Raw genomic sequence first — 20,974 nt, forward strand, 5'->3', positions numbered from 1 at the left:
TATCAGCGGGATGATCGGCGTGCCGTGGGCTAATCGTGCCTGTTCGTTCGAGAAAGTCGACTGCTGGGGATTGTGCGTGCTGTATTACCGGCACGTTCTCGGAATTGAACTGCACCAGACGCCGGACTACGAAGCCGGTGAGGACTTCTTCACCTGTTATCAGGGTGACGTCGTTTTCTGGCGCCAGGTAGATAAGCCAGTCGAGGGCGGGATATTCGTCGGGTACCGCGGCGCGCAACCGGCGCATGTTGGCCTGGTGCTGAACCGTCAGGCGCTGCATTCACGCGGCGAGAATGGAAGCGTGCGCATGGACTCGTTGCTGGTCATTCAGCGGGCATTTACAAAGGTGGAGTATTTTTCGTATGGCGTTGATTGAACTTCAGCGTTTCCCGGGAACGCCAAAAGAACGCTACAGGGTGCCAAACGGCACCCTTTTTTATGACTGGCTGGCGACAAATGACGCTAATTTTCACCGCGACCTGCTGATTGTCCGCAACGGCGTGAAGCTTACTGACGATGATGAGCTGGCGTTTGAACTTAGCGAGCTGGACACCATTCAGATTTTCGATCAGCCCAAAGGCATAGTTAGCGACATCCTGAGCCCGATCTTCAAAGTCGTCGGAACGGTGTTCGCCTTCCTTGCGCCAAAGCCGGCCATCGCAAATACCGGCGGTAACACTGTCGATTCTCCAAACAATAGCCTGACCGGTCAGACAAACACGGCCCGCGTCTATAAAGCCAAGCCGGACATTTACGGACAGGTGCGTTCTTTCCCGGACCTGATTCAGGAATCGCTGTTTGAGTACATCAGCACAGGCGTACGAGATGGCGGCAAGAAGTACGTGACGGAATGGATGTGCATCGGGATCGGCAAGTACGATTACGAGTCTGTGCGATACTCAGAATCGAGCCTGGGGAGTATGGCGGGGGCCGAATACCATTTCATTCAGCCGGGTGAGGTAATCCCGTCAATTAACGAAGGCTACAGCTTCGATGACGTAGACGGGCAGGAAGTCCCGGGCGCGAACCAGGGCGAATCTTTCCCTGTTGAAACCGCTACAGCCAACACAGTGGTCAGCGGCACGTATGCCGGTGGTCAGATAGCTGTGAAAATCGTCAAACAGGCGGAGTTTGACTACTTCATGGGCCTGGTATTGCCGCATGCGGTCACGTTCGACATAAACGTCACTTACGCGACTGCCTCCGGTTCGGTAACTACTGACGCAACGTTCTCCGGCACGCTTGTTTCAGCTGTAGAGACCAACGACGGTGCGGTGATAAACCCGGTCCGCTGGTACACCTTCACAATGAGCGATTTGGATGGCCCGCCTGATATCCCCGCTACCGCAACGATCAACACGACAAAGTTCGTGCTGAACGATAACGAAGCGCTGGTTGTCGGCCCGTTCTTCTCACCTGTCGAATCAACGCAGTTGTGGATCCACACACAAAGCAGCCTCGGTCCGAAGAAACAGACAAACTGGAAGGTAGTGTTGTGGAAAATTGATGACGACTACAACATGATCCCCGGCACCCAGCAGACGCTGGTTTTTCAGCAAACAACCTGGCACAAGCAAGACAGCGAGACGTTCTACCGGACCGACAAGATAGTGCCGACCGGCGGCTTCGGGAAGTACGCCATTAACCTGCAGCGCACCGATAACTCTGGTGATGCGTCAATACTCAAACTTGAGGAAATACACGCCGTAAACGTGCGCACAAACGTTGTCCATCCAACTGATACCCTGGTGCGAGTGAAGGTGAGGGCGACGGAGAACGCGCTTGGCAGCCGGGACCGCAAATACAACGCCCTGGTGACGCGTCACACCATCACGTACGACCTGGACACGCAGACAGTGGATTACACGCCGCGGCCGTCGCGCTCGTTCGCTGATGCGGTGGCGCACACCTGGCTGATTATGGGGGAGCAGCCTGTCAGCAGCATTGACCTGTACGGGCTGTACTCGATTGCTGAAAGCCTGCCTGATGAGCGCCTGGGTTACTTCGACTACACGTTTGATGACGAGAACGACTCGCTAGGCGACCGCGTGCAGGCGATCTGCAATGCGGCAAGCGTTGTTGCGTACTGGGACGACGGCGTGCTGACGTTTACTCGTGACCAGAAGGTTGACTATCCGGCTGCCGTATTCAACCGGGCCAACATGAAGACGGACGAGTACAAAATGACGTACGAAGCCACTCTTCCAGGTGGCTACGACGGCGTGCAGGTGTCCTACGTTCACCCGACAACGAACAACAAGACGTACATCAACTACCGCGTGCTGAACGGCGCTATCGTCGAACAGGAAGCTGAGAATCCGAACAAGCTGGAGATCGTCGGATTTCGTAACGAGTACCAGGCGCGGGAGCGCGCGCTGCGAGAAACGAAACGCCTGATGTACTCCCGGGTGAAGATGAATGCCAAAGTGTTCGAAGACGGGATTATCCAGGTTGGGAGCGTCATCCAGATGCCCGACATCTACGACAGCAACCAGCAGGGTGGATACGTCACCGGCCGTTCCGGGAATAACTTCGATACAAGCGAGCCGATCACGTTTACCGGCTCGATGTATGTGCTTGTTACCGACAGCCTGGGTAATCCGACCCTACGTTATCCGGCGACGGCCCGCAGCGATACGAAGTACGGCTTCATCGCGGCAATACCCGACATTCAGCTCAACATATGGAACGGAGACACTGTGCAGCTTCCGTCGCGCTATCTCATTGCGACAGTGGAAGAACTGGACAGCCAGCTATGGAAGGTCAGCAGCATCAAGCCCAACACAGATAACACTGTATCTCTGACTGTCGCTGAGTATAGCGACGCCATTTACGAATAAGAACCGTCCCCGACCACCAAGACCCGGCCAACGTGCCGGGTTTTTTCATGGAATAAATATGACTACGCAACCTACCAATTTGCCTGTTCCAAGTGAATCCCCTCGCGAACTGAAGTTTAACGCCGGGAAAATTGATGAGTTCGTTACCTCGCTGGTAAACACCTATGTTGACCGGTTCGGGAATGCACATTACACCATCGAAGGACTGCGCTGGCTGGCGCAGCAGGCGATTTCCCAGTATGGGTGGATCCCAGTCGACTCTTTCCAGGATGGCGCAGATATCACTCTTCCAAATCAGGCCCTGCGTGATGAGGTTACAGGTGAATACTACCGTTGGGATGGGGCATTGCCTAAGCACGTAGACGCTGGGTCAACCCCGGATACCTCTGGTGGTGTGGGCCCCGGCAAATGGTTAAGCATAGGCGACTCTTTGCTAAGATCTGCACTTATTAACAAAGTCATTGATGGCAATAATCAAGCGTACGGTACGCTTTATCGCACGTTGAAATACTTCGGTGCTGTAGGAGATGGGGTGACTGATGATACAGCAGCTTTGCTTGCTGCTGATGCGTACAGCATTTCATCAGGCGAGCCAATTCGAGTAACAAATGGCGTTTATAAGATACTTAATGCAAGTATTGGCGGTTGCTATGTCGGAGATAAGGGTTCTATTTTCTTTGGTGAAATAGGTGCTCTGGATAACGTAATAATTGCAAAATCTGGCCTACGTATGAAAAACATTGAGGTTAGAAAAAAACAGACAGCATGGGGTTTGCACGGAGCGTTTGGGAATTGCATCAGAATAGGGAACTACGAGCAGCCTTCTGATGGCTCTACCCCTGTAAGTGACGTGAATATTGAGAATGTTGTTATGTCTGCCGTACAAACATCTTACGCTAATCAAGGTATGGAAATCCTTGGTGACGTGTGGGATGTTACCCTCACCAATTGTAAAGCTGTTGGTCCAATAGGTGCCGCTCTCATTGCCCACTGGGGCGGGGATGTGGGTACTACAGGAGATAGTACAAACGTAACCTATTCTTATCATCCTCATGGTCTCCATATAACTAATTTTAGATGCGAAAAAGATTCGCTTGGTCTTTTCCCTAATACAGGAATAGTGTTTTCAGCCTGTTATGATGTTGTATTAGAGGGGCTCTATGGCTATGGGATGGATAGGCTAATAGATGTTACCCCTGGCGACGTTTATAATGAAGTGGCAGTAGCAAGAGATAAAGATAAACCATGTACGGGGATTAGAATTAACGGGGTATATGCTGATTCTCCAAATCCACTTAATACAGGTGTAGCGTGCGTAAGAGTTTCAGGTAATCCTCAAAATATCAGAACAAGTAAGATTAAATACTATGGTAACGACTATAACGCTCATTTCGACGTGAGACTTAGTTTTACTATTAAGGCCAATGACGTTGTTTTCTCAATACCGTTGGTTCAGGTTCAATATTGTTCTAATGCCACTGTTCAGGGGGCAGTGATCGGCGGTGGCAGATCATCTGCTTGGCCATTGCAAACAGACTATAATCGAAACTGTAGCATTGAAGTATCATGCCCTACAGCAGTAAAAGCTTTCCATCGAGATAGAGGTTCTCAGAAAACTGATTTTACAGTTGATATAAATCGAGACCGTTCCTTAGCATACGCATCTGATGACTACGGCATTTTGGCTCAATCATTCATATCCAGTAATTTCACGATTGACACCGCTTCGGCGTCTGGGTCGACAACAATAAATGTCCGGGGCGGGGGATCGGATGCGGTTGTGATGGCTGGTTCAATTGTCAGAAATGCGGGTGGGGGTGCGATAGGTCGTCTGATTAAAACGACACGGATTCCATTAGGGACATCAAATATCACTTCCTTACAAACGACACCATTAAGTGCTTCTATAGGTGCTGGCCTAGGTGTATTCTTCAGTTTGGAAGAAGAAGAAACAACGTTTAATGGTTCTGTCTCTGGATTTATGAGGGCTGTTCAGTTATTAAATGCCAGGGGTATAAGTTTTCGCGATATGAATTTATCTAACTCGCAGCGATCCCATGTATATTTCTCAGGGGATTGTAGAAATATCTTATTCGATGGATGCAGGTTTACAGGTGCAAACATGGCTAATGATGGAGTTGAGCCTTACGATGCTACGTGTTCAGCATCAGAAACATTAAGAGCAATTACTTTTAGAGCTTGTAAGTTCGAAATTTCAAACGTTACAAATGTAACTGCGGGGGTGTATTTGCCAACAACTAATCATTCTGGATGTTCAGTCTCCGGTTCTGATTTTGGTACCTTCTCCACAGCCGGGATGAGTGTATCAGTGAGCCTTGTTGCATCCGCATATAATATGTTTAGAAATTACGATAATTTTGCAACTTCAGGTACGGTTCTTCATACAGGCTCACCATCTGGCACTTATATTGGAACACGCTTCGTTGGTGAGGATGGGACTATTCCGTCAACAGGCAATTGGAAAAGAGGTGATATAATTAGAACGACAAACCCTACAGCGTCTGGTTTGGAAGGATGGATTTGTGTGGCTACGGGTTCTCCAGGCACATGGAAAGGCATGGGTAGCATAGGTGCTTAATAATCAATCAATTGATAAATCTAAAGACAAGGCGCTGAAAATGCGCCTTGTTTTATTTTTTATTGATTATTTGAACTTTTTCAATATTCCGCAGCCGTATATTCCAATCCATCCGCTAACTACATCATCTTTAGATACTTCCGGGAACTCAATCCCTGTATAATTTATGCCGGAAAGTGTTATGAATTTATTAGGAACTTTTTTTTCAAATGTTTTGCCGTTTCTTAGTTTTAATTTAATGAATATGCTTCCTGCACATACCGATGACGCGTTGCTTGGGTTTTTATAAAATCCAATCGCAATTGTTGTTGTTCTTTTGAATATTATCTCATTTAGAGAAATAGACTTGATGGTTAAATTGCTTCCTAAATTTAAAGGAGATTTAAGTTCTGAAGGGGATAAAACTGATGAGTAGTCAAAAAATGCTGTTCTATCCAGATCTACGCTATTCATTCCATAGTATTTTCCCATGGCTTTGTTGTTATGAAATAGGTCGAATTTATCTTCTGGCCTGTACAGGCCAGAAATATAAAAATTCGGGATTGAGATGTTATTCAACCCGTGGTTTCTCGCAGAAATGATAGACATTATTCTCAGCTGGTTTTGCTTTTCCGTCATAGCGTATACAGAATAGTCTTTTGTACAAGAATAAGCCGCATTTACAACCAAAAAAGCAGTTAATAGATTAATTGCAAATTTATTTCTTGAATTTTTGTATGCAAGTATCAGTGTGCTTGAAGTAAAGAGCAAAAGAAATACAAACCCCCCAACGTAAGATCGGCTCGGCGTGTATGGCGATACTGCTAAAATAATATTTGAACCAAAGAATGCCAGGAGGAATATCAATGGAAAGTAAATATTATTTCTTGCTTTTAATTTATAATTAAATATATAAATACAAAGGAATAAAATTCCTAGTGCAATAACTAACCATGATGACAGTATAGAATATGGCATCCTTTCCAATAAATGAATTTTCAGCTTGCTAAATATACTAAGGGCATTCCAATCATCAAAAGAATTTGATGATGCGCGTACAAAATTCCCTGGCGCCAATAAAAGAAAAGCTGAGCCGATACTTAAAGGAATGGTTGTTAATATAAGAAACTTTATATCTTTTATCTTATTAATAATTAGGTAGGCATTGATAGCGGTTATTGCAAATAAAAGAATCAAAGATGTGTTTTCATTTGAGCATCCAGCCAAGAGACCCAACACCGATAATGATATGTAGATTAATTTGTTGCTTTTTTTTACGATTGTCAATATATAGACATAAATGAAGGATAAAACCAGCAAATTTGTCCAAAGATAGTTAGCGCTACCAACAACCCAAAATGTTGATTGTCCCAAGCTAGGGTTACCTAGCCAGTACAAGCAGAAAATTACCAGTATGTATGTTGGGGATAATTTCACATCAAAATACAGACATGGGATACTAACTGCAAGAAAAATCAATGAGGTCGCGGCAAATGCATTTATTAATGAAATAATTAAATGGTCATTAATTAACAATAACGATGAGGAAATGTAGTCAGCAACAATGCGCCCACTCCAAGTCATGTAGTGATGATAATGCTCATCTATTGATAAGCCCTTCAAAAAATACCCAAAATCATCAGAATGCATTGGGGTTTTTAAAGAGAATGAAAAGAATATAATAAATATAACAAAAGCAGTTGCTATTGATAACTGAGACTTATTTAAAATCATTTTTTAACCTTTAGCACATATCGCGGTCTATGTTTTACTTCGGTGTAAATCCTTCCGATATATTCCCCTAGCACTCCGATGCCAATAAGTTGTATTCCACCCAAGAATAAAATTGACACCAGAAGAGAAGGGTATCCACGTACCGGGTTCCCGAAAGCAAGAGTGTCTATTATCATCCACGCTCCGTAGAGAAAGGACAGGCTGGCCACGAAGAGACCAATGTAAGTCCACATGCGGAGAGGAAAGGTAGAGAAACTGGTGATTCCCTCAAGTGCAAGGTTCCACAGTTTCCATCCATTAAATTTCGTGTTGCCTGCTACCCGCTCCGCGCGGGCATATTCAACAACATCGGTGCGGCCGCCAACCCAGCTTAGTACACCCTTCATGAACAGGTTACGCTCAGGCATGAGCTTAATATTTTCCACAACCTCTCGAGACATAAGGCGGAAGTCACCTACGTTTTCCTCTATCTGCGGATTACTTATTTTGTTGTGTAACTTATAAAACCATTCAGCGGTTTTGCGCTTCAGCCTGCCATCGGTTGAGCGGTCGGAACGTTTGGCTAGCACCATATCTGCCCCGGCCTGGAACTTCTCAATCAGATGCGGAATTACTTCAATTGGGTCCTGCAGGTCAACGTCAATCGGGATAATAGCTTCGCCGGCAGCGTGGTCCAGCCCAGCAAATAGAGCCGGCTCTTTGCCGAAGTTGCGAGTGAATGACAGCGGAATCACAAGCGGATCAGCGATAGCTAGCGCGTTTATGATTGACTCTGTCGCGTCTTTGCTACCATCATTAATGAATACTATCTCGACTTCATGTTTCTGAAGTCCTTCAAATTCTCGAACCGTTTTATAAAAAATCGGTATCGCGTCTTCTTCGTTGAAGACGGGAACGACCAGAGAAATTTTCATTTCGCATCCCTAAAGACAATGAACTTTGAATAGACGAAACCGCACACCAGACTGATTGCGGAGAAAAGAATTAGAGTCACGATCGGAGCCATACCGGACTTATCTGCAGCCCAACCTACTGCCGCGCTCAACGAGCCCATAAACCCGACATAGAGCATGTAGCGCATGGTCGTTGTAGAAGACTTGAATGTAAATCTGGCATTTGCGAAGAAGCTAAATGACACCGCCACTACAAATCCGGCGAAGTTAGCGAGAGCTTGTCCTGTATGGAATACGTAGATGCACATGGCGAACACCACCCAATGAATGAGCGTGTTGATGACACCTATTGATGTGTACTTGGCGAATAGCTTTAACATTATATAAATCAGTCAATTCGGAAAGGTCTGAAGTGTAGCACCAGATGATCACTTGATCGACCCTCACATTTAGCGATACTGTATATGCATACAGTTATTTTGTGAGGGGATTATGCCACGCACAGCAGACATACATTCCGCCTTTGTCACGGCTATACAGCTTAACCCGAAGGGCTATCGCTACCTGAGCACTGACCGCTTCATAGAAAAGCTACGGGGATTCAACTGGCACTTTACCCGGGCCGATGCCAACTCCTGGATAGAGCGCTACCAGCCAGACTTCACGGATAAGACAACTGACGGGACCGACAATCATTACTGGATCCTGCGCAACATGGGGAGGGTTCATTGATGGGATTTCCTTCACCGGCTATGGATTACGTCGAGCGCCAGCTTTCTCCTGCCATTCTTTGCAACATGGGGGCAGATAGCAGGGTGCTTGAAACTGATGTTGGGTTCGCAATAGTTGAGCCGGCTACGAAAAAAACGCCTGGCGATGTGTTACTTATCCTTTGCGACGGCCACACGCAGTTTGCCAAGCTCATGGGAAAGGCGCTCATTACAGATGATGGCGAGGCAATTGAAGGTAACGCTCTGGAAGAAGTAGAGGTGCTGGGGCGCGTGACGTTCTTCATCAACCGCGCAATTGATGACGGATTACCGATATGATTACCAGACTTAAGGAAGCGGCTGGATCAGCTCCGGACCCTGGTTTTTCACATTGCCCACCGCGCGCGTCACGGCATGCCAGATAAACTTGTCGGCGGGCACTGTACCGTCGGCAATTATTTCCTCAGCTTCTTTCCCGCCTACATCCTGACGCATCCATTCGCGCGCAGCTTCAGGTGACAGAACAAGCGGCCGGCGGTCGTGAATATCGACCAGGCCTTTGTCAGCTGCAGACGTCACTATCAGAAATCCTTCCGCTTCATCGCCGCGTTCGAAAGGTGTGCTGCCGATCGCCGCCATGAAAATGGGCTGTCCGTCGGCCCGGTGAATGAAGTAGGGCTGTTTCTTGTCGCCTTCCTTCTTCCATTCGAACCATCCATCGGCGAAGCAGATTGCCCGGCCATGCTGCCAGAGAGGTTTGAACATTCTGCTGGTGGCCGCCGTCTCGATGCGCGCGTTAATCAGCGGCTGCTTATCCCACCACCCGGGCGCGTACGACCACAGAACCGGATCGAGATGCAGCTGCTCGTCTCGCTCGCTCAGGAGTAGGACTTTGGTACCGGGCGCCACGTTGTACCTCCCAATAGGCTCAGGGTCGTATGCGATGTCACGATCGCCTTCGTCGGCGAGATATGCCAGGTATTCTTCACGGGTTTGGGCTTGTGCAAAACGTCCACACATAGAAACCTCCAGTCGAATGTCAGACTGAAAGTATAGGGCAGGGAGAAAAAGAGGGGGCAGTGGGGCATGGGTGGGACACAAATCAGCACTCGTTCTAAGGCGAGCTTAGACGACTGATGTTTTCGACGACTTTAACCATCTGTTATTTCGTGCGCTCTTGGACGATCTTTGTCGATTATGAAAAATGTATGCTCATGTGATGGGGATGCAGGTTTAAAACCGGGACATCTTACGCTGGCAGCATCACCGCTTTAATGCCACAATATTTTTTTCTTCGAATGCAGGAAAGATGATGAAAAGAATAGCAATTGCGGGTGCGCTGCTGGCGCTGACCGGGTGCGTTCAGGTAGATAACTATCAGGATGTGATCAAGCATCCCGTCCCGGCGCAGCTTGCAGGATACTGGCAGACGAAAGGGCCGCAAAGCAAGATGGTGAGTCCTGAAGCGATTGCCACGCTGGTCGTGACGGAGGAGGGCGATACCCTGGACTGTCGTCAGTGGCAGCGCGTTATCGCCGTGCCCGGTAAAATTATGCTGCGTTCAGACAGTTACTATAACGTGACCCGCAAGCTGGATATCTATCCGCTTGAACGTGAAGGGATGACGCTTGAGTATGATGGTATGGAGCTGCAAAAGGTTGATCGCCCAACGGTGGAGTGCGCCGATTATCTGAGCAAAACTCCGCTGGAGAGTAAGCTACCGTAGCCGTTTTTGCCGGGTGGCGCTGACGCTTACCCGGCCTACAAAACCGCCGTACCGTATGCCGGGTCAGGCGAAGCCGTCACCCGGCATTGTTTCTACAGCGCATCCTCTATTACCCACACGCTGACGCTTCCGCCTTTGCAGGTAAAAATGCCTTCTCCATCCGCTGCGGTAGTGACGGTGTCCTCGCGGTTGCCCAAAAAGTCGCGCCAGCGTTTATTACCGTAATTTTCGCCCAGGCAGATCGTTTTCTCACCGTCGTCACCGTTTGAGAGGACGACCACGCAGCCCGGTGCGTCATCGGTACCGCTGCGGCTGAATGCGATGCAGTTTGAGTGGTCAAAGAACAGCGTCTGAACGCCGTGGGCAAAGCGCTGGCGGGCGAGTATCAGTTCGTGCAGCTGTTCAATCACCGGCATATCAATATGATAGGTTTCCCCGTCCCCGCCGGTATCGTCATAGCTTGCGCCAAACAGGTCCGGATAGAACACGCTCGGCACGCCGTTTTCCCGCAGCAGGATCAGCGCGTAGGCGAGAGGCTTAAACCAGGCCTCCACCGGAGCTTCCAGCGCCTGTAAAGGCTGGGTGTCGTGGTTGGCAACCAGCGTCACCGCGTGAAAAGGATCGGCTTCCACCAGCGTGCCGGTGAAGATTTGGCTCATGTCATAGTCGCGCCCCTGGCGAGACGCTTCATGGAATTTCATCTGCAGGGGAGCGTCAAACAGCATCGTTTTGCCCTCCACCTGATTGATATAATGCTGCAGCTTATCAACCTCGTGCGACCAGTATTCCGCCACGATAAACAGCGGCTGCTCAGCGACTTCCTGAACGTGTTCAATCCACTCTTTATAGAACCAGGCGGGAATGTGCTTCACCGCGTCCAGACGAAAACCGTCGCACTGAGTCTGCTCCATCACCCACCGCGCCCAGTACTTGATCTCTTCCGTGACGGCATGGTTACGAAAGTCGATGTTTTCGCCCATCAGATAATCGAAGTTGCCCATTTCATCATCGACCTGGTCGTTCCAGCCTTCACCGGTATAGTCGTTGACGATCTTAAAGATGCTGTCCTCGTTGGGATTTTCGATGTGGTCGATACCGCTAAAGCATTTGTAATCCCAGATAAACTGCGAATATTTCCCCGCCCGAGCCGGGAAGGTATAGCGTGTCCAGGCTTCACACTCGATGATCTCCTCGTCGATTTGCGTTCGGTCCTGTTCATTGACGCGCTGCACGCGGACGGGCTCTTTCTCATCCGCGCCCATTTTGTGGTTAACCACGACGTCGAGCAGCACGGCGATATCGTTGCTTTTGAGCGCGTTAATGGCTTCCAGCAGCTGGGCCTTATCACCGTATTTGGTGGCGATGCCGCCTTTCTGATCGAATTCGCCAAGATCGAACAGGTCGTAGGAATCGTAGCCCACAGAGTAGCCGCCGGATGCGCCTTTATACGCCGGAGGAAGCCAGATCATATTGATGCCAATCTCGTTCAGATTGGGGGCCAGAGCCGTAACCTCGCGCCACAATTCACCGCCAGCGGGGTAATACCAGTGAAAACATTGCAGTAAGGTTGGGTTGCGCATGCACTTTCTCCATGAAGTCGCGAAACTCAAGTATGGAGTAGCTTTTGCAGAATTGCCTGGCGAACGAAGCGGTGAATGTTCGTTCGCCAGCTAACTGGCTAATTGATATCGCTATTACTTTGCGGGACCAGAACGTGACCGCCCTGGTTGCCATAGGTGGAGAGAACCGTTTTTTGGATGGAGGACTGGCCAACCAGCTTTGCCAGTTCATCCATTCTGGCCTGCAGCAACGTTTTGACCTGGCTTTCGTTATCCAGGATCACGCGTAAGGTTGGACGAAGCTGCTCCTGCAACTGCACGGAAGGTTCAATTTCCTGCGTGAGGCGAGCCAGCGAGTGCACCGCGTTAACGTAATCGGTTTCACAGGTGATGAGATCATCCCAGAGCCCCTGACGAGCCAGGCGTAACATGAGCTGGCTCTGCTCAAGGAGTTGCTGATAAAGGGTATAAAGTTGCGGTGCATTACTCATTAGACGGCGTCCTGAAACGGTTGTGGCGAACCGGCAACCTCCTTCCACCCGTCAGCGATATTGCGCAGCAAATTTTCCACCTCTTCGATGGCGCTGGCGTCGTTATTCACGTTGGCGTGCAGGAGGCGACGTACCATATAGGCATAGAGAGCGATCAAGTTTTGAGTAAGCTCATCGCCATTATTTTCTACCAGACCAACCTTCAGTCCGTTCTCGATAATGTTGATAGCTTTCGACAGCGCCAGCCCCTTTGCCGGGATATTGCCGTCCTGCAGGAACAGACGCGCGCGTACCAGCGCGCTGAGGGCTCCATCAAATAGCATGATAACCAGCTGCTGCTGGCTGGCGCTCATCACCGCGCTTTCGACTTCTATTTTTGCGTAGGCTTGCGTGCCTTTTGCGCCGTACATGTTATCCCCCTCGGGTCTGATTAGCGTTTACTACTTGCTGCTGGACGTATTTTCGAACTGCTGCGTCAGGTAGCTGCTGGTGTTATTCAGCGAGGTCATCAGTACGTCCAGCTGGGTAAACTGGGCTTTGTACTGCGCCACTCTTGCATCTATACGTTCGCTCACGGCGTTGTATTGATCCGTTAGCTTGTTCAGCGTTTTGCTGACGCCATCTTTTGCCGCCTGGATGATCCCTTTACTGGAAAGCCAGTCGGTCAGGTTGGTGGCCATGGTGGTGGTGATGCCGGTGGTTTTACCGTCGCCCACAACCAGATCTTTCACTGCGGTCGGGTTATCCGTCAGCGCTTTTTTCAGCTTGGTGCTGTCCAGTTCCAGTTTTCCGGTACTTGGATCTGAGGTGATGCCTACCTGTGACAGCGTTTTGTAGGCGGTTCCGCCAACGGTGTTCCCCAGCATGGTTTTCAGCTGGGTCTGGATTGTACGCAGCGTGCTGTCACCCAGCAGGGCACCATTGCTGGAGTCCTGTGCATCCGTTCCCGCATCGACTGCCGTATATTTGGTCAGAGATGCAAAGCTGTCCTGCAGCGTGTTGTAGGCATCCACCCAGGCCTTCATCGCCGTTTCGGCTTTAGACGTATCTTTGGTGATCGTCAGCGTCTGGTTGCCGCTGGTCACGTCATTCAGGTTCAGGGTGATATCTTCCAGCGCATCACTGATGGTGTTGCTGCTGTTCTCGATATCAACATTGTTGACCTTCAGCTGGGCGTTCTGCGCGGTGACGCTTTCGGTCATGCCGTTGCTTGCATCGGTGCTGGTGCCGTTGTAGCCCATAAAGGATTGCAGGGCGCTGTCGCCGCTCACGCTGATGCTGACCGCGTTGTCCGCACCGGTTTCGGTGGAGGTGATAGACAAACGATACTGACCGTTACCCACGTTAATAATACTGGCGGTGACGCCCGCATCGGCTTTGTTGATGGCATCACGAATGCCGGTCAGCGAGGAGTTTGCAGCGCTGATATCCACGGTCACCGGATCTTTACCGTTGCCAGGGGTAAAGGTAATTTTGCTGTCCGCCGTGGCAATGGCGGTTTTACTGTCCGCCTGGGTACTTTTGGTGGTCAGCGTTTGCGCCTGCGCCAGCTGTGTCACGCTGATCGTGTATTTACCCGCAATCGCGCTGCCGGTCGTGGTGGCGCTAAAGGCAGTGGTACTGCTAGCCGTGCTGGTTGCCGTAAACAGGTCGGCTTTATTCAGCGCGGTGTTGGCGGTCTGAAACGCTTCCAGTGAACTCTTCAACGTGCCGTAAGCGCTAAGCTTGGCGGTATAAGATGTCTGTTGTTTGGAAATCGGCGTCAGCTGCGCTTTTTCGGCCGTGGTCAGACTATCCAGAATGTCTGCTAACTTAAGACCCGAACCAATCCCCAATGATGAAATACTTGCCATATTTATTCCTTAATCTATCGACACGTAGAACGAATAGTGGGGTTATCGGCTTTTATGGGGGAAAGTTTACGGTTAATTTCTTTTTTTTAATGGCGGGAATAACGGTAATAGAGAAGAGTATTTCCGTGGCTAAAAAAATTCTCGAGATCCTGAAAAAAAATCTAAAGGTTGTTTTGGACCAGACGATAACACCTTTGACGGCGATGAAGCCGAAGGGTGGAAACCCAAATCTAACCAAACAGATTTGATGAACAACAGGAAACGAAATCATGGCACAAGTCATTAATACCAACAGCCTCTCGCTGATCACTCAGAACAACATCAACAAGAACCAGTCTGCTCTGTCTTCTTCTATCGAGCGTCTGTCTTCTGGTCTGCGTATCAACAGCGCTAAAGATGACGCTGCGGGCCAGGCTATCGCTAACCGCTTCACTTCTAACATCAAAGGTCTGACTCAGGCTGCACGTAACGCAAACGACGGTATCTCTCTGGCGCAGACCACTGAAGGCGCACTGTCTGAAATCAACAACAACCTGCAGCGTGTTCGTGAGCTGACCGTTCAGGCAACTACCGGTACTAACTCCGATTCTGACCTGTCTTCAATCCAGGACGAAATCAAATCCCGTCTGTCTGAAATTGACCGCGTATCTGGTCAGACTCAGTTCAACGGCGTGAACGTACTGGCTAAAGATGGCACCATGAAGATTCAGGTTGGTGCAAATGATGGTCAGACTATTTCCATCGATCTGCAAAAAATCGACTCTTCTACTCTCGGCCTGAACGGTTTCTCAGTCTCTAAAAATGCTCTCGAAACTGGCGAAGCGATCACTCAACTGCCGAACGGTGCTAATGCGCCAATCGCTGTTAAGATGGATGCGTCTGTTCTGACCGATCTTAACATTACTGATGCTTCAGCTGTTTCTCTGCACAACGTAACTAAAGGTGGCGTAGCAACGTCTACTTATGTTGTTCAGTATGGCGATAAGAGCTATGCAGCATCTGTTGATGCGGGTGGCACAGTTAAACTGAACAAAGCCGACGTAACATATAATGACGCAGCGAATGGTGTTGCTAATGCCACCCAAGCTGGTAGCCTGGTTCAGGTTGGTGCTGATGCAAACAACGATGCAGTTGGTTTTGTTACCGTTCAGGGTAAAAATTATGTTGCTGATGACTCATTAGTGAATGCTAATGGCGCTGCTGGCGCTGCAGCTACTAAAGTAACAATCGATGGCGCGGGTACTAACCAAGCTAAGATCGAACTCAGCCAAAATGGTGCTACTGCTGCAACAGCAGAGTTTGCTGGCGCATCTACCAACGATCCACTGGCTCTGCTGGACAAAGCTATCGCATCTGTTGATAAATTCCGTTCTTCTCTGGGTGCGGTTCAGAACCGTTTGAGCTCTGCTGTAACCAACCTGAACAACACCACTACCAACCTGTCTGAAGCGCAGTCCCGTATTCAGGACGCCGACTATGCGACCGAAGTGTCAAATATGTCTAAAGCGCAGATCGTTCAGCAGGCCGGTAACTCCGTGCTGTCCAAAGCTAACCAGGTTCCTCAGCAGGTTCTGTCTCTGCTGCAGGGCTAATCGCCTGATTCGCTCAAACCCCGCTTCGGCGGGGTTTTTTTCTTCTTGTATTCATTCGTAACCCCCAAATAACCCCTCATTTCACCCACTATTCATCCAATTAAAACCCCTGCAGAATCGGATAATCATGCCGATAACTCAATTAACGCAGGGCTGTTTATCGTGAATTCACTCTATACCGCTGATGGTGTAATGGATAAACACTCGCTGTGGCAGCGTTATGTTCCGCTGGTGCGTCACGAAGCATTGCGCCTCCAGGTGCGTTTGCCGGCGAGTGTGGAACTGGACGATCTGCTACAGGCGGGCGGTATCGGGTTATTGAATGCAGTTGACCGATACGACGCTCTGCAAGGAACGGCATTTACTACTTACGCAGTTCAGCGTATTCGTGGTGCGATGCTGGACGAGCTGCGCAGCCGCGACTGGGTGCCGCGCAGCGTTCGCCGCAACGCGCGCGAAGTGGCGCATGCGATGGGGCAGCTGGAACAGGAGCTGGGACGCAACGCGACGGAAACCGAAGTGGCGGAACGTCTGGGCATTCCTGTTGAAGAGTATCGTCAGATGTTGCTCGATACCAATAACAGCCAACTCTTCTCTTATGACGAGTGGCGCGAAGAGCATGGCGATAGCATCGAGCTGGTGACGGATGAGCATCAGCAAGAAAACCCGTTACACCATTTACTGGAAGGTAATTTACGCCATCGCGTAATGGAAGCTATTGAAGCATTACCGGAACGTGAACAGCTGGTGTTAACCCTTTACTACCAGGAAGAGCTCAACCTCAAAGAGATTGGCGCTGTTCTGGAAGTGGGGGAGTCGCGGGTGAGCCAGCTGCACAGCCAGGCCATTAAACGCTTACGAACAAAGCTGGGTAAGTTATAGATGATTGATTCATCTGAAAAATGCCGCACAACGTATTGACAACCAGGAGTTATCATGACGGTGCAGCACGCTAAAAGACGGCCTTTAAGCCGCTACCTGAAAGACTTTAAACACAGCCAGACGCATTGCGCCCACTGTAACAAGTTACTTGACCGAATCACGTTGGTTCGCCGCGGCGAAATCGTAAATAAGATCGCGATTTCTCGTCTCGACACCCTGATGGATGAATCAGCCTGGCTCGAAGAGCAAAAAGAGTGGGTGGCGCTTTGTCGTTTCTGTGGCGATCTCCACTGCAAAGAGCAAAGCGACTTCTTCGACATTATCGGCTTTAAGCAGTTCCTGTTTGAACAGACCGAAATGAGCCACGGCACCGTGCGTGAATACGTGGTTCGCCTGCGCCGCCTGGGCCAGCATTTAACCGTGCACAACATTTCTCGCGATCTGCTGAGTACCGGCTATCTTGATGAAAATCTGGAGCCGTGGCTGCCGGCAACCAGCACCAACAACTACCGCATTGCGCTGCGCAAGTATGCGCAATATAAGGTGCAAATGCCCGGCGTGTTAAAGCAGAAAGTCCACGCGGAAACAACTTCTGATATATATTAAAAATGAATAAGATGTAGCGCAGTCGCCTTTGACGTTGCAGGCGATTTCACTACACTACTCAAAAATTCCACTGTATCGGGGTATTTATGAAATTAGCACTTCTGGGTCGTCAGGCGCTGATGGGTGTCATGGCCGTGGCGCTGGTCGCGGGCATGAGCGTGAAAACGTTCGCAGCAGAAAACCTGCTGAATAAAGTCAAAGAGCGCGGTACGCTGCTGGTTGGGCTGGAAGGAACCTATCCTCCGTTCAGCTTCCAGGGCGATGACGGAAAACTTACCGGTTTCGAAGTGGAATTTGCGGAAGAACTGGCGAAACATCTTGGGGTTAAAGCGTCCCTGAAGCCGACCAAGTGGGACGGTATGCTGGCGTCGCTGGATTCCAAACGTATCGACGTGGTGATCAATCAGGTGACCATTTCCGACGAGCGTAAGAAGAAATATGATTTCTCGACGCCGTATACCGTGTCCGGTATTCAGGTGCTGGTGAAGAAAGGTAACGAAGGCAGCATTAAATCCGCCGCCGATCTGAAAGGTAAAAAAGTCGGCGTGGGTCTGGGCACTAACTACGAAGAGTGGCTGCGCCAGAACGTTCAGGGCGTGGATATCCGCACCTATGATGATGACCCGACGAAATATCAGGATCTGCGCGTGGGCCGTATCGACGCCATTCTGGTTGACCGCCTGGCGGCGCTGGATCTGGTGAAGAAAACCAACAATACCCTGGCCGTCGCCGGTGATGCCTTCTCCCGTCAGGAGTCTGGCGTAGCCGTTCGTAAAGGCAACGAAGACCTGGTGAAAGCCATCGATGCCGCCATCGCGGACATGCAGAAAGACGGTAGCCTGAAGGCGCTGTCCGAGAAGTGGTTCGGGGCAGACGTCACTAAATAAGTCTCTGACCGACAAAAAAAGGCGCTTTTAAAAGCGCCTTTTTTATTTCTGACGCCACAACGTGCATAATAAAAACATGCATAATTACAGTGTTACCGGAGAACCCATGTCCCTGCAAAATTTAACGCGCTTTCCCCGCCTCGAGTTTATCGGTGCCCCCACGCCGCTGGAGTACCTGCCGCGGTTTTCTGACTATCTGGGGCGCGATATTTTCATTAAGCGTGATGACGTCACGCCAATGGCGATGGGCGGCAACAAGCTGCGCAAGCTGGAATTCCTCGCCGCTGACGCGCTGCGCGAAGGGGCGGACACGCTGATAACGGCAGGGGCAATCCAGTCTAACCACGTTCGCCAGACGGCGGCGGTGGCGGCAAAGCTAGGGCTGCACTGCGTGGCGCTGCTGGAAAATCCAATTGGCACACGCGCAGAGAATTACCTCACTAACGGAAACCGTCTGCTGCTGGACCTGTTTAACGTGCAGGTCGAAATGGTCGATGCGCTAACCGACCCAGCCGCGCAGCTGAATGAGCTGGCCACCCGCCTGGAAGCGCAGGGCTTTCGCCCGTACGTTATTCCGGTTGGCGGATCGAACGCGCTGGGTGCGTTGGGGTATGTTGAAAGCGCGCTGGAAATCGCTCAGCAGTGCGAAGGCGCGGTGACGCTCTCTTCAGTCGTCGTTGCGTCCGGCAGCGCGGGAACGCACGCGGGGCTCGCCGTTGGCCTGGAACAGCTGATGCCGGACGTGGAGCTTATCGGCGTCACGGTGTCACGCAGCGTGGCGGATCAAAAACCAAAAGTCGTAACGCTGCAGCAGGCGGTGGCAGAGCAGCTTGAGGTCAACGCGAAGGCCGATATTCATCTGTGGGATGATTACTTTGCGCCCGGCTACGGCACCCCCAACGATGAGGGGATGGAAGCGGTAAAATTGCTGGCGCGCCTGGAGGGCATCCTGCTCGATCCTGTGTATACCGGCAAAGCGATGGCGGGGCTTATCGACGGCATTGCGCAGAAGCGCTTGAAGGATGAAGGGCCAATTTTATTTGTACACACCGGCGGGGCACCCGCGCTGTTTGCCTATCATCCTCACGTCTAAAAATCAGGTCGAAAAATAATAATGCAAGAAAGTATTCAACTGGTTATTGATTCGCTGCCGTTCCTGCTCAAGGGGGCGGTGTTCACATTACAGCTCAGTATCGGCGGAATGTTCTTCGGCCTGGTGCTGGGGTTTATGCTGGCCCTGATGCGCATGTCGCCCGTTTGGCCGGTGCGCTGGCTGGCGCGGGTTTATATCTCGGTGTTTCGCGGTACGCCGCTTATCGCCCAGCTGTTTATGATCTACTACGGCCTGCCGCAGTTCGGCATTGAGCTTGATCCTATTCCCGCAGCGATGATTGGCCTGTCGCTGAACACGGCGGCTTACACCTCGGAAACCCTGCGTGCGGCGATCTCCTCCATCGATAAAGGACAGTGGGAAGCCGCTGCCAGTATCGGGATGACGCCATGGCAAACCCTGCGCAGGGCTATCCTGCCGCAGGCGGCGCGCGTGGCCCTGCCCCCGCTGAGCAACAGCTTTATTAGCCTGGTAAAAGATACCTCGCTGGCGGCCACCATTCAGGTGCCGGAGCTTTTCCGTCAGGCGCAGCTCATTACCTCGCGCACGCTCGAAGTGTTTACGATGTATCTGGCGGCCTCACTCATCTACTGGGTCATGGCGACGGTACTGTCCGCGCTGCAAAACTACTTTGAAAACCAGCTTAACCGTCAGGAGCGTGATCCAAAATGAGTGCCATCGACGTTAAAAACCTGGTGAAAAAATTCCACGGGCAAACCGTTCTCCACGGGATCGATCTTGAAGTCGAGCAGGGCGAAGTGGTAGCGATTATCGGGCCGAGCGGTTCAGGGAAGACGACGCTGCTGCGCAGCATCAACCTGCTCGAACAGCCGGAGGGTGGAACGATTCGGGTGGGGGATATCGCCATTGATACCGCGAAATCCCTTAGCCAGCAGAAAGGATTAATTCGCCGTCTGCGCCAGCACGTGGGCTTTGTCTTCCAGAGTTTTAACCTGTTCCCGCACCGGACGGTGCTGGAGAACATTATTGAAGGTCCGGTTATCGTGAAGGGCGAGCCGAAGGACGAGGCCACAACCCGCGCGCGCGAACTGCTGGCAAAAGTGGGGCTGGCGGGCAAAGAGACCAGCTATCCGCGCCGGCTGTCCGGCGGGCAGCAGCAGCGTGTTGCCATCGCCCGCGCGCTGGCAATGCGTCCGGATGTGATCCTCTTTGATGAACCGACCTCCGCGCTCGACCCTGAGCTGGTGGGCGAGGTGTTAAACACGATCCGTCAGCTTGCGCAGGAAAAACGCACGATGGTTATCGTTACCCACGAAATGAGCTTTGCTCGCGACGTTGCGGACCGGGCCATTTTCATGGATCAGGGGCGTATAGTGGAGCAGGGGCCAGCCAAAGAGCTGTTTGCGAACCCGCAGCAGCCGCGTACTCGTCAATTCCTCGAAAAATTCCTCATGCAATAGCATTTTTGCACGCATTTGCTCCAGTTCTTTCTGCTGGAGCAAATTATTCTCCCCTCGGCCCTGTCCTTATGTTTTTTTATTCCGTAATGCT

General features: G+C 50.6%; 21 protein-coding genes. 13 read left to right on the forward strand and 8 right to left on the reverse strand.

The window, feature by feature from the left end; genetic code table 11:
- The first annotated feature begins 10 nt into the window (after positions 1-10).
- Genes E0L20_RS00525 through E0L20_RS23965 form a run of 3 tightly spaced genes read left to right on the forward strand, consistent with a single transcriptional unit; the run spans position 11 to position 5,439 of the window.
- Positions 11-376, forward strand: a complete 366-nt coding sequence (locus E0L20_RS00525; RefSeq protein ID WP_131632794.1) for an NlpC/P60 family protein — start codon at positions 11-13, stop codon at positions 374-376.
- Entirely contained in the window at positions 363-2,840 is a 2,478-nt protein-coding gene (locus E0L20_RS00530; RefSeq protein ID WP_131632188.1) for a host specificity factor TipJ family phage tail protein, read from the forward strand. The genes E0L20_RS00525 and E0L20_RS00530 overlap by 14 nt, the downstream gene beginning before the upstream one ends.
- A gap of 58 nt (positions 2,841-2,898) precedes the next feature.
- Entirely contained in the window at positions 2,899-5,439 is a 2,541-nt protein-coding gene (locus E0L20_RS23965) for a tail fiber/spike domain-containing protein (RefSeq protein ID WP_242673372.1), read from the forward strand.
- 66 nt (positions 5,440-5,505) lie between these two features.
- On the opposite strand, the gene E0L20_RS00540 is transcribed toward E0L20_RS23965, so the two are convergent.
- The 3 genes from E0L20_RS00540 to E0L20_RS00550 are packed head-to-tail and all read right to left on the reverse strand — an operon-like array spanning position 5,506 to position 8,425.
- Entirely contained in the window at positions 5,506-7,152 is a 1,647-nt protein-coding gene (locus tag E0L20_RS00540) for a DUF6056 family protein (RefSeq protein ID WP_131632189.1), read from the reverse strand.
- Entirely contained in the window at positions 7,149-8,066 is a 918-nt protein-coding gene (locus E0L20_RS00545) for a glycosyltransferase family 2 protein (RefSeq protein ID WP_131632190.1), read from the reverse strand. The genes E0L20_RS00540 and E0L20_RS00545 overlap by 4 nt, the downstream gene beginning before the upstream one ends.
- Entirely contained in the window at positions 8,063-8,425 is a 363-nt protein-coding gene (locus E0L20_RS00550) for a GtrA family protein (protein WP_131632191.1), read from the reverse strand. Before E0L20_RS00550 ends, E0L20_RS00545 begins: the two co-directional genes overlap by 4 nt.
- 112 nt (positions 8,426-8,537) lie before the next feature.
- On the opposite strand from E0L20_RS00550, the gene E0L20_RS00555 reads away from it, so the two are divergent.
- Positions 8,538-8,777: a hypothetical protein gene (locus E0L20_RS00555; protein ID WP_131632192.1), complete on the forward strand. Its 240-nt coding sequence runs from the start codon at positions 8,538-8,540 to the stop codon at positions 8,775-8,777.
- Positions 8,777-9,094 (forward strand): hypothetical protein, encoded by a 318-nt coding sequence (locus E0L20_RS00560; RefSeq protein WP_131632795.1) that lies wholly within the window; start codon positions 8,777-8,779, stop codon positions 9,092-9,094. Before E0L20_RS00555 ends, E0L20_RS00560 begins: the two co-directional genes overlap by 1 nt.
- A 9-nt stretch (positions 9,095-9,103) precedes the next feature.
- On the opposite strand, the gene E0L20_RS00565 is transcribed toward E0L20_RS00560, so the two are convergent.
- Complete coding sequence (locus tag E0L20_RS00565) at positions 9,104-9,775, reverse strand: SOS response-associated peptidase (protein WP_131632193.1); 672 nt, start codon at positions 9,773-9,775, stop codon at positions 9,104-9,106.
- A gap of 292 nt (positions 9,776-10,067) precedes the next feature.
- Between E0L20_RS00565 and yedD the strand changes: the two genes are divergently transcribed.
- Positions 10,068-10,481, forward strand: a complete 414-nt coding sequence (gene yedD, locus E0L20_RS00570) for a lipoprotein YedD (RefSeq protein ID WP_131632194.1) — start codon at positions 10,068-10,070, stop codon at positions 10,479-10,481.
- A 92-nt stretch (positions 10,482-10,573) separates the two neighbouring features.
- On the opposite strand, the gene amyA is transcribed toward yedD, so the two are convergent.
- The 4 genes from amyA to fliD form a co-directional block, all read right to left on the reverse strand.
- Positions 10,574-12,061 carry an alpha-amylase gene (gene amyA, locus E0L20_RS00575; RefSeq protein ID WP_131632195.1) on the reverse strand — a complete coding sequence of 496 codons (1,488 nt, stop codon included), beginning with the start codon at positions 12,059-12,061 and terminating at the stop codon, positions 10,574-10,576.
- Positions 12,062-12,159: 98 nt separating this feature from the next.
- Positions 12,160-12,531: a flagella biosynthesis regulatory protein FliT gene (fliT, locus tag E0L20_RS00580; protein WP_131632196.1), complete on the reverse strand. Its 372-nt coding sequence runs from the start codon at positions 12,529-12,531 to the stop codon at positions 12,160-12,162.
- Positions 12,531-12,941: a flagellar export chaperone FliS gene (gene fliS, locus E0L20_RS00585; RefSeq protein ID WP_131632197.1), complete on the reverse strand. Its 411-nt coding sequence runs from the start codon at positions 12,939-12,941 to the stop codon at positions 12,531-12,533. The genes fliT and fliS overlap by 1 nt, the downstream gene beginning before the upstream one ends.
- A gap of 30 nt (positions 12,942-12,971) precedes the next feature.
- On the reverse strand, positions 12,972-14,384 hold the full coding sequence (fliD, locus tag E0L20_RS00590) for a flagellar filament capping protein FliD (RefSeq protein WP_131632198.1): 1,413 nt from the start codon (positions 14,382-14,384) through the stop codon (positions 12,972-12,974).
- Between the two features lie 269 nt (positions 14,385-14,653).
- Between fliD and E0L20_RS00595 the strand changes: the two genes are divergently transcribed.
- The 7 genes from E0L20_RS00595 to tcyN all read left to right on the forward strand — a co-directional run bounded on the left by E0L20_RS00595 (position 14,654) and on the right by tcyN (position 20,883).
- Positions 14,654-15,976: a FliC/FljB family flagellin gene (locus E0L20_RS00595; RefSeq protein ID WP_131632199.1), complete on the forward strand. Its 1,323-nt coding sequence runs from the start codon at positions 14,654-14,656 to the stop codon at positions 15,974-15,976.
- Positions 15,977-16,138: 162 nt separating this feature from the next.
- Positions 16,139-16,858: an RNA polymerase sigma factor FliA gene (locus E0L20_RS00600; RefSeq protein WP_131632200.1), complete on the forward strand. Its 720-nt coding sequence runs from the start codon at positions 16,139-16,141 to the stop codon at positions 16,856-16,858.
- Positions 16,859-16,912: 54 nt separating this feature from the next.
- A complete protein-coding gene (gene fliZ / locus E0L20_RS00605) occupies positions 16,913-17,464 on the forward strand; it encodes a flagella biosynthesis regulatory protein FliZ (RefSeq protein ID WP_131632201.1) in 552 nt (183 codons plus the stop codon).
- 86 nt (positions 17,465-17,550) lie between these two features.
- Positions 17,551-18,351 (forward strand): cystine ABC transporter substrate-binding protein, encoded by an 801-nt coding sequence (tcyJ, locus tag E0L20_RS00610; protein WP_131632202.1) that lies wholly within the window; start codon positions 17,551-17,553, stop codon positions 18,349-18,351.
- 106 nt (positions 18,352-18,457) lie between these two features.
- Positions 18,458-19,444, forward strand: a complete 987-nt coding sequence (gene dcyD / locus E0L20_RS00615; protein WP_131632203.1) for a D-cysteine desulfhydrase — start codon at positions 18,458-18,460, stop codon at positions 19,442-19,444.
- A gap of 21 nt (positions 19,445-19,465) precedes the next feature.
- Positions 19,466-20,134, forward strand: a complete 669-nt coding sequence (tcyL, locus tag E0L20_RS00620) for a cystine ABC transporter permease (RefSeq protein WP_131632204.1) — start codon at positions 19,466-19,468, stop codon at positions 20,132-20,134.
- A complete protein-coding gene (tcyN, locus tag E0L20_RS00625; protein ID WP_131632205.1) occupies positions 20,131-20,883 on the forward strand; it encodes an L-cystine ABC transporter ATP-binding protein TcyN in 753 nt (250 codons plus the stop codon). Before tcyL ends, tcyN begins: the two co-directional genes overlap by 4 nt.
- The last annotated feature ends 91 nt before the right edge of the window (positions 20,884-20,974 follow it).

It is taken from the genome of Enterobacter wuhouensis, assembly GCF_004331265.1.
GTDB lineage: Bacteria > Pseudomonadota > Gammaproteobacteria > Enterobacterales > Enterobacteriaceae > Enterobacter > Enterobacter wuhouensis.

What these genes read in the sequence shown, in the direction of transcription:
- yedD (WP_131632194.1), top strand. Translation starts at nt 10,068, where the DNA reads ATGAAAAGAATAGCAATTGCGGGTGCGCTGCTGGCGCTGACCGGGTGC.
- E0L20_RS23965 (WP_242673372.1), top strand. Translation starts at nt 2,899, where the DNA reads ATGACTACGCAACCTACCAATTTGCCTGTTCCAAGTGAATCCCCTCGC.
- E0L20_RS00525 (WP_131632794.1), top strand. Translation starts at nt 11, where the DNA reads ATGATCGGCGTGCCGTGGGCTAATCGTGCCTGTTCGTTCGAGAAAGTC.
- tcyL (WP_131632204.1), top strand. Translation starts at nt 19,466, where the DNA reads ATGCAAGAAAGTATTCAACTGGTTATTGATTCGCTGCCGTTCCTGCTC.
- tcyN (WP_131632205.1), top strand. Translation starts at nt 20,131, where the DNA reads ATGAGTGCCATCGACGTTAAAAACCTGGTGAAAAAATTCCACGGGCAA.
- E0L20_RS00530 (WP_131632188.1), top strand. Translation starts at nt 363, where the DNA reads ATGGCGTTGATTGAACTTCAGCGTTTCCCGGGAACGCCAAAAGAACGC.
- E0L20_RS00560 (WP_131632795.1), top strand. Translation starts at nt 8,777, where the DNA reads ATGGGATTTCCTTCACCGGCTATGGATTACGTCGAGCGCCAGCTTTCT.
- amyA (WP_131632195.1), bottom strand. Translation starts at nt 12,061, where the DNA reads ATGCGCAACCCAACCTTACTGCAATGTTTTCACTGGTATTACCCCGCT.
- E0L20_RS00595 (WP_131632199.1), top strand. Translation starts at nt 14,654, where the DNA reads ATGGCACAAGTCATTAATACCAACAGCCTCTCGCTGATCACTCAGAAC.
- E0L20_RS00565 (WP_131632193.1), bottom strand. Translation starts at nt 9,775, where the DNA reads ATGTGTGGACGTTTTGCACAAGCCCAAACCCGTGAAGAATACCTGGCA.
- E0L20_RS00555 (WP_131632192.1), top strand. Translation starts at nt 8,538, where the DNA reads ATGCCACGCACAGCAGACATACATTCCGCCTTTGTCACGGCTATACAG.
- dcyD (WP_131632203.1), top strand. Translation starts at nt 18,458, where the DNA reads ATGTCCCTGCAAAATTTAACGCGCTTTCCCCGCCTCGAGTTTATCGGT.
- fliS (WP_131632197.1), bottom strand. Translation starts at nt 12,941, where the DNA reads ATGTACGGCGCAAAAGGCACGCAAGCCTACGCAAAAATAGAAGTCGAA.
- E0L20_RS00545 (WP_131632190.1), bottom strand. Translation starts at nt 8,066, where the DNA reads ATGAAAATTTCTCTGGTCGTTCCCGTCTTCAACGAAGAAGACGCGATA.
- fliZ (WP_131632201.1), top strand. Translation starts at nt 16,913, where the DNA reads ATGACGGTGCAGCACGCTAAAAGACGGCCTTTAAGCCGCTACCTGAAA.
- fliD (WP_131632198.1), bottom strand. Translation starts at nt 14,384, where the DNA reads ATGGCAAGTATTTCATCATTGGGGATTGGTTCGGGTCTTAAGTTAGCA.
- tcyJ (WP_131632202.1), top strand. Translation starts at nt 17,551, where the DNA reads ATGAAATTAGCACTTCTGGGTCGTCAGGCGCTGATGGGTGTCATGGCC.
- E0L20_RS00540 (WP_131632189.1), bottom strand. Translation starts at nt 7,152, where the DNA reads ATGATTTTAAATAAGTCTCAGTTATCAATAGCAACTGCTTTTGTTATA.
- fliT (WP_131632196.1), bottom strand. Translation starts at nt 12,531, where the DNA reads ATGAGTAATGCACCGCAACTTTATACCCTTTATCAGCAACTCCTTGAG.
- E0L20_RS00550 (WP_131632191.1), bottom strand. Translation starts at nt 8,425, where the DNA reads ATGTTAAAGCTATTCGCCAAGTACACATCAATAGGTGTCATCAACACG.